This window comes from Bacillus sp. FSL L8-0193, assembly GCF_037976065.1.
Taxonomy (GTDB): domain Bacteria; phylum Bacillota; class Bacilli; order Bacillales; family Bacillaceae; genus Bacillus; species Bacillus paralicheniformis.
Genome location: NZ_CP150261.1, coordinates 652,386 through 666,948, shown reverse-complemented (window position 1 = coordinate 666,948; position 14,563 = coordinate 652,386). Strand labels below are relative to the sequence as shown.

At 47.1% G+C, this 14,563-nt stretch carries 3 protein-coding genes, 2 tRNA genes and 2 rRNA genes; all 7 read right to left on the bottom strand.

The features are described 5' to 3' along the window. Positions 1-126: 126 nt before the first annotated feature. Positions 127-3,056: ribosomal RNA gene (locus MHH76_RS03315) — 23S ribosomal RNA — on the bottom strand. A 171-nt stretch (positions 3,057-3,227) separates the two neighbouring features. Beyond that, positions 3,228-4,777, bottom strand: a 16S ribosomal RNA gene (locus MHH76_RS03310). The 16S and 23S rRNA genes sit together here with 2 tRNA genes alongside, the layout of an rRNA operon. Positions 4,778-4,876: 99 nt before the next feature. Continuing rightward, positions 4,877-4,950: transfer RNA gene (locus MHH76_RS03305), tRNA-Gly, on the bottom strand. A 12-nt stretch (positions 4,951-4,962) separates the two neighbouring features. Then, positions 4,963-5,039 (bottom strand) — tRNA-Arg (locus MHH76_RS03300). Positions 5,040-5,646: 607 nt separating this feature from the next. Beyond that, entirely contained in the window at positions 5,647-7,068 is a 1,422-nt protein-coding gene (locus MHH76_RS03295) for a sugar porter family MFS transporter (protein ID WP_023857810.1), read from the bottom strand. Positions 7,069-7,637: 569 nt separating this feature from the next. After that, positions 7,638-8,270, bottom strand: a complete 633-nt coding sequence (locus tag MHH76_RS03290; protein ID WP_020450319.1) for a class A sortase — start codon at positions 8,268-8,270, stop codon at positions 7,638-7,640. A 98-nt stretch (positions 8,271-8,368) separates the two neighbouring features. Further along, positions 8,369-14,281 carry a SpaA isopeptide-forming pilin-related protein gene (locus MHH76_RS03285; RefSeq protein ID WP_043054089.1) on the bottom strand — a complete coding sequence of 1,971 codons (5,913 nt, stop codon included), beginning with the start codon at positions 14,279-14,281 and terminating at the stop codon, positions 8,369-8,371. Positions 14,282-14,563 lie beyond the last annotated feature (282 nt).

Here is a 14,563-nt window from a genome sequence, read left to right as displayed (position 1 = left end):
CCTTCAGGACGAAGGTACTGGGCGTTCCTCACAGGATGTGAGGGCCTTTAGCCGAGTTTCCTTGCCTTTGGCTTTTGAGAGGCATTCTCTCAAAACTAGATAACGGTCAGACAATTCACAAACATTTAGGTTAAGTCCTCGATCGATTAGTATCTGTCAGCTCCATGTGTCGCCACACTTCCACCTCAGACCTATCAACCTGATCATCTTTCAGGGATCTTACTTCCTTGCGGAATGGGAAATCTCATCTTGAGGGGGGCTTCATGCTTAGATGCTTTCAGCACTTATCCCGTCCGCACATAGCTACCCAGCGATGCCCTTGGCAGAACAACTGGTACACCAGCGGTGCGTCCATCCCGGTCCTCTCGTACTAAGGACAGCTCCTCTCAAATTTCCTGCGCCCGCGACGGATAGGGACCGAACTGTCTCACGACGTTCTGAACCCAGCTCGCGTACCGCTTTAATGGGCGAACAGCCCAACCCTTGGGACCGACTACAGCCCCAGGATGCGATGAGCCGACATCGAGGTGCCAAACCTCCCCGTCGATGTGGACTCTTGGGGGAGATAAGCCTGTTATCCCCGGGGTAGCTTTTATCCGTTGAGCGATGGCCCTTCCATGCGGAACCACCGGATCACTAAGCCCGACTTTCGTCCCTGCTCGACTTGTAGGTCTCGCAGTCAAGCTCCCTTGTGCCTTTACACTCTGCGAATGATTTCCAACCATTCTGAGGGAACCTTTGGGCGCCTCCGTTACCTTTTAGGAGGCGACCGCCCCAGTCAAACTGCCCACCTGACACTGTCTCCCCGCCCGATAAGGGCGGCGGGTTAGAAGGTCAATACAGCCAGGGTAGTATCCCACCGATGCCTCCACCGAAGCTGGCGCTCCGGTTTCCAAGGCTCCTACCTATCCTGTACAAGCTGTACCAACATTCAATATCAGGCTGCAGTAAAGCTCCACGGGGTCTTTCCGTCCTGTCGCGGGTAACCTGCATCTTCACAGGTACTATAATTTCACCGAGTCTCTCGTTGAGACAGTGCCCAGATCGTTGCGCCTTTCGTGCGGGTCGGAACTTACCCGACAAGGAATTTCGCTACCTTAGGACCGTTATAGTTACGGCCGCCGTTTACTGGGGCTTCAATTCGCACCTTCGCTTACGCTAAGCGCTCCTCTTAACCTTCCAGCACCGGGCAGGCGTCAGCCCCTATACTTCGCCTTACGGCTTCGCAGAGACCTGTGTTTTTGCTAAACAGTCGCCTGGGCCTATTCACTGCGGCTCTCTCGGGCTTGCACCCTAACAGAGCACCCCTTCTCCCGAAGTTACGGGGTCATTTTGCCGAGTTCCTTAACGAGAGTTCTCTCGATCACCTTAGGATTCTCTCCTCGCCTACCTGTGTCGGTTTGCGGTACGGGCACCTCTCACCTCGCTAGAGGCTTTTCTTGGCAGTGTGGAATCAGGAACTTCGCTACTATATTTCGCTCGCCATCACAGCTCAGCCTTATGGGAAACGGATTTGCCTATTTCCCAGCCTAACTGCTTGGACGCGGATATCCAATACCGCGCTTACCCTATCCTCCTGCGTCCCCCCATTGCTCAAATGGTGAGGAGGTGGTACAGGAATATCAACCTGTTGTCCATCGCCTACGCCTTTCGGCCTCGGCTTAGGTCCCGACTAACCCTGAGCGGACGAGCCTTCCTCAGGAAACCTTAGGCATTCGGTGGAGGGGATTCTCACCCCTCTTTCGCTACTCATACCGGCATTCTCACTTCTAAGCGCTCCACGAGTCCTTCCGGTCTCGCTTCACAGCCCTTAGAACGCTCTCCTACCACTGTTCGTAAGAACAGTCCGCAGCTTCGGTGATACGTTTAGCCCCGGTACATTTTCGGCGCAGAGTCACTCGACCAGTGAGCTATTACGCACTCTTTAAATGGTGGCTGCTTCTAAGCCAACATCCTGGTTGTCTAAGCAACTCCACATCCTTTTCCACTTAACGTATACTTTGGGACCTTAGCTGGCGGTCTGGGCTGTTTCCCTTTCGACTACGGATCTTATCACTCGCAGTCTGACTCCCAAGGATAAGTCTTTGGCATTCGGAGTTTGACTGAATTCGGTAACCCGGTAGGGGCCCCTAGTCCAATCAGTGCTCTACCTCCAAGACTCTTACCTTGAGGCTAGCCCTAAAGCTATTTCGGAGAGAACCAGCTATCTCCAGGTTCGATTGGCATTTCACCCCTACCCACACCTCATCCCCGCACTTTTCAACGTGCGTGGGTTCGGGCCTCCATTCAGTGTTACCTGAACTTCACCCTGGACATGGGTAGATCACCTGGTTTCGGGTCTACGACCACGTACTCATGCGCCCTATTCAGACTCGCTTTCGCTGCGGCTCCGTCTTTTCAAACTTAACCTTGCACGGGATCGTAACTCGCCGGTTCATTCTACAAAAGGCACGCCATCACCCGTTAACGGGCTCTGACTACTTGTAGGCACACGGTTTCAGGATCTCTTTCACTCCCCTTCCGGGGTGCTTTTCACCTTTCCCTCACGGTACTGGTTCACTATCGGTCACTAGGGAGTATTTAGCCTTGGGAGATGGTCCTCCCGGATTCCGACGGAATTTCACGTGTTCCGCCGTACTCAGGATCCACTCAGGAGAGAACGAAGTTTTGACTACAGGGCTGTTACCTCCTATGGCGGGCCTTTCCAGGCCTCTTCATCTACCTCGTTCTTTTGTAACTCCGTACAGAGTGTCCTACAACCCCAAGAGGCAAGCCTCTTGGTTTGGGCTGTTCCCGTTTCGCTCGCCGCTACTCAGGGAATCGCATTTGCTTTCTCTTCCTCCGGGTACTTAGATGTTTCAGTTCCCCGGGTCTGCCTTCTCATATCCTATGAATTCAGATATGGATACTGCTCCATTACGAGCAGTGGGTTTCCCCATTCGGAAATCTCCGGATCAAAGCTTGCTTACAGCTCCCCGAAGCATATCGGTGTTCGTCCCGTCCTTCATCGGCTCCTAGTGCCAAGGCATCCACCGTGCGCCCTTTCTAACTTAACCGTTAAAAAGAATCACTACGTGATATCTTGCATTACGAATTGAATGTGATGTCTACTGTTATCTAGTTTTCAAAGAACACGCTTTGAAGGAATGATCCTTCAAAACTAAACAAGATCTAAACGTACCTGTCTATAAGACCGCAAGGTCTTATATTCCGTATAATATCCTTAGAAAGGAGGTGATCCAGCCGCACCTTCCGATACGGCTACCTTGTTACGACTTCACCCCAATCATCTGTCCCACCTTCGGCGGCTGGCTCCAAAAGGTTACCTCACCGACTTCGGGTGTTACAAACTCTCGTGGTGTGACGGGCGGTGTGTACAAGGCCCGGGAACGTATTCACCGCGGCATGCTGATCCGCGATTACTAGCGATTCCAGCTTCACGCAGTCGAGTTGCAGACTGCGATCCGAACTGAGAACAGATTTGTGGGATTGGCTTAGCCTCGCGGCTTCGCTGCCCTTTGTTCTGCCCATTGTAGCACGTGTGTAGCCCAGGTCATAAGGGGCATGATGATTTGACGTCATCCCCACCTTCCTCCGGTTTGTCACCGGCAGTCACCTTAGAGTGCCCAACTGAATGCTGGCAACTAAGATCAAGGGTTGCGCTCGTTGCGGGACTTAACCCAACATCTCACGACACGAGCTGACGACAACCATGCACCACCTGTCACTCTGCCCCCGAAGGGGAAGCCCTATCTCTAGGGTTGTCAGAGGATGTCAAGACCTGGTAAGGTTCTTCGCGTTGCTTCGAATTAAACCACATGCTCCACCGCTTGTGCGGGCCCCCGTCAATTCCTTTGAGTTTCAGTCTTGCGACCGTACTCCCCAGGCGGAGTGCTTAATGCGTTTGCTGCAGCACTAAAGGGCGGAAACCCTCTAACACTTAGCACTCATCGTTTACGGCGTGGACTACCAGGGTATCTAATCCTGTTCGCTCCCCACGCTTTCGCGCCTCAGCGTCAGTTACAGACCAGAGAGTCGCCTTCGCCACTGGTGTTCCTCCACATCTCTACGCATTTCACCGCTACACGTGGAATTCCACTCTCCTCTTCTGCACTCAAGTTCCCCAGTTTCCAATGACCCTCCCCGGTTGAGCCGGGGGCTTTCACATCAGACTTAAGAAACCGCCTGCGCGCGCTTTACGCCCAATAATTCCGGACAACGCTTGCCACCTACGTATTACCGCGGCTGCTGGCACGTAGTTAGCCGTGGCTTTCTGGTTAGGTACCGTCAAGGTACCGCCCTATTCGAACGGTACTTGTTCTTCCCTAACAACAGAGTTTTACGATCCGAAAACCTTCATCACTCACGCGGCGTTGCTCCGTCAGACTTTCGTCCATTGCGGAAGATTCCCTACTGCTGCCTCCCGTAGGAGTCTGGGCCGTGTCTCAGTCCCAGTGTGGCCGATCACCCTCTCAGGTCGGCTACGCATCGTTGCCTTGGTGAGCCGTTACCTCACCAACTAGCTAATGCGCCGCGGGTCCATCTGTAAGTGGTAGCTAAAAGCCACCTTTTATAATTGAACCATGCGGTTCAATCAAGCATCCGGTATTAGCCCCGGTTTCCCGGAGTTATCCCAGTCTTACAGGCAGGTTACCCACGTGTTACTCACCCGTCCGCCGCTAACATCAGGGAGCAAGCTCCCATCTGTCCGCTCGACTTGCATGTATTAGGCACGCCGCCAGCGTTCGTCCTGAGCCAGGATCAAACTCTCCGATAAAGTAGTTTGACTGACTACGCACATCGCTGTGCGATTTATAAAAAAATGAATTAACAGGTACGTTTTGTCTTGTTTAGTTTTCAAAGATCATTCTAAAATTGGAGCGGGTGATGAGAATCGAACTCACGACATCAGCTTGGAAGGCTGAGGTTTTACCACTAAACTACACCCGCATTGCGAATATATGGCGCGCCCGAGAGGAGTCGAACCCCTAACCTTTTGATCCGTAGTCAAACGCTCTATCCAATTGAGCTACGGGCGCTTCATCAGGCGACTTAACTATAATACTATGAATATCAGTTAAAGTCAAGAAGTTTTTTTGAAGTTTTTCTACCGAAAGGATGAAGCTTTTTTGTTTCGACTTTATCCATTATACACATTTTAAGGTTTTTGTACACCCTTTAAATGATGAATATTATAGCGGCATTTCGAAGTTGTAACTTCGTTGTCTTAGCGACGAATAATAATATATCATGCCTTCAATTCATCCGTCAACACTTTTTTCGTTTTTTTATACTTCTAAAAAAATTATGCTTACAGCCATTCATAATAGATGACGTTTTACCTGCCCTTTTCATCTTATGTGATGTTTTATTGAATGTTCCCCGCTTCATCAAGTTATATACGGAACCGAAGCTGTAAATCGTTAACTTCGACATCACTCTTGCACGATCATTTAATGAAGCTTTTATTTTACGAACGTCTTTTAAGATATTCTAAAGGCGCCTCCAATAGGCTGCTTTTCCGCATCGTATACAAAAATACAGGCAGAAATCTTGTTATAGGAAGATTTCTGCCTGCAAACTTCAAATCCTTCATCTATATTCTCCACCGATGGGACTCGACCTGTATGTCCCTCAACAAAATTGTCATCCGCTGATTTTAGCGCTCGCGTCGCTTGGTGCTTTTTCCGATTTGTAGTTGCGGAAATTATGCTCAAGCTGTTCAAGTGTGAGACCTTTTGTTTCAGGAAGGAATTTTTTCACGAATGCAATGGAAAGAAGTCCAAGTCCGACAAAAATGTAGAATGTCGATGACAGTCCAATCGCATCAAGCAATATCGGGAATGAAAATCCGACAAAGAAATTGACGATCCACAAACAAAACACGGTGACGCCCATCCCTAGACCGCGAACGCGAAGCGGGAATATTTCAGAAAGCATGAGCCATGTTACAGGAGAAATAGCACCTTGCTGGAATGCAAGAAAGGTTACTGTCAGCGTAAGTACGACATACGGAAGAGCAGCTGAACCTTGAAGGGCGTTTGAGAAGATGCCGATCAGCAGCAAAGCTGAGGTCGTCCCTATTAAACCGGTCAACAGCATCGGTCTGCGCCCGACCTTCCCTAAAAGCCAAATCCCCACGAATGTCGCCAAAACTGAAATGACACCGTTTGCAATATTTCCGATAAGTGCAGCTTTTGTTTCAAATCCGGCATTTTTGAGTATTTCTGTACCGTAATACATGATAGAGTTTACGCCGGTAATCTGCTGAACGACAGCGATCCCGATTCCGAGAAATACGATTCGGCGCACCCATGGAACAGCCAGATCCTTATAATTCGCTTTTTTCATTTCAGATTCTTTCATGACCGCAGCTTCGATTTCAGCAACTTCCGAATGCGCCCTTTTTTCCTCGCGGATTCTTTTCAGAACGCCCAGCGCCGCTTCATTTTTCCCTTTAGAGACAAGCCAGCGCGGACTTTCGGGCATTCTCAGCATACCAAAGAACAAGAACACAGCCGGGACTGCGGCAATGGCCAGCATGTAACGCCAAACATGGGAACTATCCCCCATTGTGGTTCCGAGGATGGCATTGAAAGTAAATGCCAAGAGCTGTCCGGAGACAATCATTAATTCATTTTGGGTAACCATTCGTCCCCTTTTCTCTGAAGGAGACATTTCAGCCAAATAAGTCGGTACCGTAACAGATGCTCCCCCTACAGCAACTCCAAGCAGGAACCGAGAGATGACCATAATCGTCACATCAGGCGCAAGCGTACATCCGAGCGTCGAGAAAAAGAAAAGCACAGCTAGAAAAATGATGTTTTTGCGGCGCCCGATATAATCGGAGAGCCTTCCGCCGAATACCGCCCCCAATGCCGCTCCCAGGAGAAGCGAACTTGCGACCAACCCTTCTGTAAAGGCAGTCAGGTTCAGCTGATCTCCTTCAGACATATAAGGCAAAGCTCCGTTGATCACTCCGGTGTCATATCCGAATAGAAGTCCGCCGAACGTCGAGACTAAAATAACAGTACGCAAAAATGATTTCTGATTTCCCTGTTCATTCATATTGATTTCCCCCGCCTTTGTTTTTAAAAATTGATTTATTTCCAAAGGTTTTCGAAAACATCCTTAAAAGGAGCTCATTTCTTTTCCCAAAAGACTCATTCCCAACTTTCGAAAGTTTCGCCAACCACCCCCTTAACAGAAAATTGAAAATTTTATTTTGATGGAAGCCGGAGCTTCCGCACAACCAATTGCCTACCACGGAATATTTTGGAATCGCTTTCATTTATATGCCGTTTAAATACATTGTTATATTATAGTTATGTTTTTGGTATATCTTTGTTATGTCTGATATTATCATAATTTTAAAAGCGCTTTCAGTCAACATAAATTTCAGAAAATTTATCTTTTTTTCATTTTAAAAAGCCTAATTAAGGGCGTTATGATAGGAATTTCATCCAACTCACATAATTCCATTTCTTTTTTTATTATTTATCAGCATTTTTTCACTATTGTCATTTCATAGTGATCTTTTTGTCACTTTTTTGTGATGTGTAGAATTTTAGTCCCAATAAAAAAATACCAAGGGGCTTTCCCTCAGTATTTTTTCCTGCCTGCAGCGGACATTTCAATTATCTGTGAACAGCAACATGAATCAGCTTTCCTTTAACCGCAAGGCGCCCTTCGGTTCTCACGGCTTTGTCACATGTCATCAGCGTAATTTCTTTTTCTTTCGTCTCTTGAATCACATCTGTGTCCGTTTCAGAAATGAATTGTTTGGATGTCACAGTGTATATATAGTCTTTTTTAAAGTCTGTGATTTTAACGGTGTCCCCTTTTTTAATATGGATAAGAGGGCCGAATAAGAGGTTCTCCCGCTTCATATGATGTCCGGCCAACGGGTAGTTGCCCTCGCCCATTTTCTGATCGGGACGCATTGTTGTCGCTCCGTAGAGAAGATTTTGATTGGTTGTGCCTTTCAATATCGGCAGCTTGATATTGACGCTGCTTATGGTGATCCGGCCGATGACCGCTTTCGATTCACGATCGAGGCCGGCTTTTACTGCTTCCATAAAAGAAGGCGGCTGAATCGCTTCAAAATCAAATGACGCCTTTTGCGTATTGTTTTGTTCCGCCTGTTCAGCAGTCAATTCAAAACTTTTATTCTTGCTGAGATTGATGATGATGCTTTCTTTAATAAAAGGAGACAAGACGAATAGTATACCTGATATGACAAGTACGGCAACGATCATTTTTTTATACATGTCCCACAGTCCTTTCTAACCTTTATGTCAATTGAACGAATGCCGTTTTTCAAAAAAGCACCTGACCGGTTTCATGATCAGGTGCATAAATGATTCGTTTACGCCTTTCTTTGTTTCTTTCTTGTGTAGAAAGCGAAGACTCCTCCAGACAGAATCAGCAGGATGCCGATCATGATCGGAATGATGCTGTCTCTATCACCGGTTTTCGGAAGCGTATCTTTCAAATGACCTTTAGGATCTCCGTTCGAATTTCGGTCCGGTGTGCCTTTGTTATCTGTTTTAGGGTCTCCCGAATTCGGGTTCGATGTGCCTTTGTCAACAGCCGGCGTTTTCAGCTTTTCATTGGATGCTGTGATCTCGACCGGTTTTGACTGTCCTTTTTTAATTTCAAAAGGAATCGGCGTTTCATCCAACTTATAACCGTCAGGCGCCTTCGTTTCGACAAATTGATAGCGCCCAGGTGCCAAACCTTCCGCAATAAATTGACCGTTTTGATCTGTAGTCCAGACTGCCGGCAGCTTTTTCCCGTTGCCTGCGGCTTTAACAGGCTTTCCATCGGCATCGAGCAGCTTGAATTCTGCTCCTTTCAACACAGCTTTTTTATCGTTGCGGTCCACTTTCGTCAGTTTCGCATCGCCCGGTGTCAATTGATTCTCTGCAGTCATTTCAATTGGCTTTGTATCAGTATTTTTGACTGTGAACGATATTGGCGTCTTATCCAATTGATAATGCTTAGGCGCTTTTGTTTCGACAAATTGGTAGTTACCGGGCTTAAGACCGTACACTGTGATCCGGCCGTCTGCGTCTGTTGCCAAACCGGTTTTCAGCACCTTGCCGGTTTCATCTGTCAAATCGAACTGCGCTCCCTGAAGTCCGGCGCTCTTGTCATCCTGGCCGACTTTTGTGAGCACAACGCTGTTTTTCTTGTTGAGAGCCGTCAGTTTAACCTGTTTCGGCTCACCTTCGTGTTTCCCGGTAATGGAAAATGGGATCGGATCTGTTGACAGCAGGTAACCGTCAGGCGCATGTTTTTCAACAAATTGATAGCTTCCCGGCGCCAAATCGCCAGCCTCGATTTTGCCGCCTTCTTTAGAGATCAAATCGTCTTTGACCGTTTTGCCTTCGCTGTCAATGATTTTAAACACGGCTCCTTCTAATCCATTGCCGTCTTCATCTTCTTTCTGCAAATAAACCGAACCTTTGTAGTTGATGGCTTTACCCGCATCTACATGGGCAGGTTTTCCTTCAGCGGCATCCGGGATGACAAACTCTATTTTCCCGCTGTTCAATACAAATCCATCAGGCGCTTTCGTTTCTACGAAAGCATAGCGCCCAGGCGCCAGGCCTGAAGCCGTAACAGTTCCATTTCGATCTGAGACCAGTTCCTCCTGTACGGTATTCCCGTTTTGATCTGCGATCTTAAAAACGGCTCCTTCAAGCTTGTGGCCTTCCGCATCTTCTTTTGTTAAATGAACCGAGCCTTTATAATTAACAGCGGCGCCTGCATCAACTGGCTCCGGTTTCCCTTCAGCTGAGCCCGGGATGGTGAATTCTATTTGATCGTTGTTTAACATAAAGCCCTCGGGCGCCTTCGTTTCCACGAAAGCATAGCGCCCAGGCGCCAGGCCTGAAACTGCGATTTTTCCGTCTTCATCGGAAGTGAGCTTTTCATGAACGGTTTTGCCTTCATGATCAACGATCTTAAACTCAGCGCCCTTCAGCGTACGGCCTTCCGCATCCTCTTTTGTCAAATAAACCGAACCTTTATAGTTGACGGCTTTGCCTGCGTCCACGGATTCCGGTTTTTCTTTTGCCGATTCAGATATGGTAAACTCGATTGCCTTGCTGTTTATCACATAGCCCTCGGGGGCTTTGGTTTCAACAAAGGCATAGCGGCCAGGCGCAAGATCAGATACTGCGATTTTCCCGTCTTGATCTGAGGTGAGCTTTTCATGAACGATTTTGCCTTCATGATCAATGAGCTTGAATTCAGCCCCCTCTAATTGACGGCCTTCTGCATCTTCTTTCGTTAAATGTGCTCTGCCTTTATAGTTGATCAATGTTCCTAAATCAACGTCAGGTACTTGATTCTTATCATTCGTTTTGACGGAGAAGCTGATTTCTTTTGTATTTAAGAGATATCCTTCTGGAGCTTTCGTTTCCAGCAAACGATAATTGCCGGGCGGTAAACCGTTGATTTCTACTTTTCCGTTTTCATTGCTCTTAATACTCGTACGTATTGTTGTAAAGGTGCCATCGCCGGATTTTTTCTCCAGCTTGAACACGGCTCCTTCCAAAGGATTCTTTTGTTCGTCTTGTTTGATAAGCGTCACCTTATTCTTTTCATTCACGACTTTGTAAAGCGCTCCGGCACTGGAAGAGCTGCTGTTAATCTCAACGGAGACCCCGTCTGCATAAGCGTCGCTGATCGTATATCCGTCAGGCGGCTTGATTTCTTTTAAAATGTAAGTCCCGTAGCGGATATTACCGAATGTCAGCTTGCCGTCGTCGTCAGTCGTTCCTGTCCGCAGAAGCCGCTCATTATCTTTTGTCCGCAATTGAAAATCTGCTCCAGAAAGCGGTGTGCCGCCTTCCCCCGTTTTAAGGATTGTCAAGCTGCCTCTTTCACCTGAGCCTGAACCGCCGCCGCTTGAAACGGCAACAAAGACCGAGCTGTTGTTTTCCTGGGTTTGTTCCTGAACATTCGTTCCCGAAATCGACACTTTGTTGTGAACATGACCGCTCGTGCCGGCAATATTGATTAATGATTGGTATTGAATCACATAGGCGCGGTCGATTTTTTTGTAATCACCTGTAAATTTCAGGACAAATGATTGTTCACCGGTTGCATTGTCGGTCTTGATGTCCAGTGTATAGTCTTCGCCTTTTTGAAGCTGAACATCATCCGGGACAAGATTTCCTCCGCTGTCTTTGACTGCACCTTTTTCATCGTATTTAGCTTGATAAACTTTAAAAGAATCTTCAGCTAAAATTTGGTTGGTATCCGGAGTATCGGTGACTTTTACATCCTCCAATACCGACTGGCTCGCATTGACATTAATACTCCAATCGACATAACCTCCGTTTTGTTTGCCTCCTTTGAAAACGAGGCTTCCTCCGTCGGCGACCGAAACGGATGCCGTCAACTCACGCTCTGAGTATCCGGCATTATAATACGTCGCCTTGTTGGTGTAAGGGTCACGCTTAATGACCTGCCCTTTAAGCGAAGTTTTAAATACAATAAGATACGGGACGGAATCGTCCGTTTTCAAATGGACAGTCAGCGTTTGTTTATTGTCAGCCGACGGCTCCTCCACATCATATTGTGAAGCGGGCAGGATGTCTCCTTCTGTGATGGAACCGTCTTTATTGACTGCATAGCTCTTGACGACCACTGAACCTTTAACAAATTGCTGGTCATCTGCTAAAGCATCTTTAATATAAGGATTCTTTGACGGCTCACCATTATAGTTGATCCCGATTTTCCACGTGATTTCTTTTGAAACCGCGTTATATGAGCCGTTTTTGAAACCGTTGTGGGATGTCTGGCGATTCGGTGTAAAACTGCTCGTTTCCTTATTTTTGCGTTCAGTGCTGCTGTGATCTGTCCAGGTTGATTCAGCCGTGTTTTTGACATTTTCGTTTGAAAAGTCGGCATTCATATTCGTCGTATAAGTGATCTTAAATTGGCTGTTTGTTGTTGCATAATCTCCGATGAGTTCCAGAAGAAAACCTTCATGATCCGGTTTTATTGTCAATGTATAGTCTTTGCCTTCTTGAAGCGTTTTGTTATTCGTCACATCCTGAAGACGGAATGATCCATCGAGGAGCGCGAGCCCGCCGCTTTCGAAATTATCATCCAACTTCCAATTGTTCATCGTGTAGTTGTTTTTGTTGATTGCGATCGTCCAATCGACCGTTTTATTCTTGTAATCAATGTTTGAATAGCCTTTTATCAAATTCTGTTGAATGGCTGTACCGGAAGCTTTCTTTGATTCCCCTGTTCCGGTCACTGCGGTGTTCGTATACGTTGTCGATTTATCGATGATCACTCCGCTGTTGACCTCGGTTTGATATGTGATTTTGTAAGCTCCGGTAACATTTTGGTTAAATTTGATTTCAAACCCGCTTCCATTATCGGAGAGCGTATAGTCTTTGCCTTCCGTTAGAGGCGTTCCCGCCTGTTCACTTCCGTTCTGATTGAAGGTAATCGGAATCACCTTCAAGGAATCTGAAACAAGCTGCAAATCAGCGGAACCAAACGAGTCTGTTATGCTCGCCTTGGATTCGTCAATCTTCTTCTCACCATAGTTATATAAAATCGTCCAGCTGAAAGTCTGTGAATCGCTTTTATAACCTGTCGACGATTTTTCGATCATTTTCCCGTATTTGGCTGTGACAGAGGCCTCTGCAGAAGCCGGTTCCAGATTGTCTCCGCCGAATGTCGCCTTGTTCGTAAATGCAGCATTTCCGCCTTCGTCCGGCTTTGCGGAGTCATCGATGTCCGTCACATAGATCAGGCGATAAGCCGAATCTATCTCACCGTCAAATGTGACATTCCCATTTGCGTCTACAGTGTAGCCTGAAAGAACTTCATCTCCCTGGCTGACTGAACCATCTATGTTGACATCGAGTTGATAAACTTTGACAGAACGATAGATCAGCCCCTCCGGAAAGTTCTCGGTCAACTTGGCATTTTTGACTTGATCCAATTTTTTGTTGAGGTCGACTGTCCATGTGACTTGCCCCGGATTGATGCCTTTATCAAAAATTCCTGATTTATCGATGGTTTTGCTTACGTTTGGTTTAAAATAAACCGTTACCTCCGGAGTGTCTGATTTCACCGGGAAGGGAATCTTTTGAGTCGTCGATCCTTTTATTTTTTGCGCGTTGAACTGCGTATTGACAAACAACGTGCCTTTGACCTTCGAATCTGTTTTCACTTCACCATTAAACGTCATCACAACATGGCCTTTTGTATCAATTGAAAAATAGCCGTACGTGATACCGCCTGAGCTTAATGGCTGATTCGTAATATCGTTGTACATAATGAAAGCTTCAGGCAGATCAAATTCGTAGCGATCGCCGTCATTTATCGTCTTTCCGAGCTCATCCGGGATGTCCCAAGTGATTGAAATTTTTGCCGGAGAATTCGTGTCGGCCCGGTTGCTTTTGTCATAAGGCTTTCCGTGTTCATCTGTCAGCGTCACGCCGGTTAAAATATTTTGGGTGATTTGATTACCTCCGGACGCAAGGCTCCCGGCTGCCGCTAGTCTTGAAGATGCTGGCGGTTTTGAATCGCTGCTCTCAGTGTCAGCAGCTTTTGTCTTCGTTTCCTCTTCGTCCTGCTCCCCTGAAGATTTTGATTGATCGTCAGCTGCTGCCTGATCATCCTCAGATGACGGAGAATCGTTTTTCGCCGTTTCCGATTCGGATCCTGTATTTACAGGGATGACTGCTTGCTGCGTCTTGCCTGCTCCGAGTTGAAAGAGAGCGGTGACCGTTTTTGTACCGCTTTTCACGGCAGCGGCAAACTTTGCTTCCAGAGTGATGGACCCTTTTGCCTCTGCAGTGCTGTTCAAGGTTACGGTCAAAATGTTGCTGTCCGCTTTCACCTCATAGCTGCCGATGATCTGCTGATCTGCCGATTTCACATCTCCCTTGGCATCCTGAGCGAATTCGAAGCTTTTAGGCACCTCTACAGTGAAGCTTTTTTCGGTGCCGGCTTCTTCATCGTTTTTTAACGCCCACTCGTATGTGAGTGTCACTTTGTCACCCGGTTTTAATGCCGGGTCGTCTCCCTTTGACCCGTCAACCGTTTGATCTTCGCTGTTTTTGATTGTCACTGAATTAAAAAACACGCTGCTCCCTGTTGATGTGCCGGCAGCCACTGCCGTCAGCGTAAAGCCGACAACTTGACTGAAGATCAAATACAATGCCAGGCAAGTGATCAAAAATGGTTTCAGCCCTCTTTTTTTGCTGAGGCTGAACGAATATTTTTTCGATCTCAAATTGTGATTCCTCCCCTTTTATCATGTTTTTGTGTACGGATCGATTGAGCCTGGAAAATGAATCCCTGAAAATACTTTTCTATTTGAAGAATGACAGGCTTTTAAATTCGCTGCTGTATGTTTAGCGGCGGTAATCAAGATATCGCGGCTATGAATTTTGCTTTATGTCAGCTGAGATCATCCGAACCAAACTACATTGTATGAGATGGAACTATACAATTTCTGAACATCGGCATGTAAGCTGAAAATGGCATAAAAAAAAGACCGGCTGATCCGGTCCTC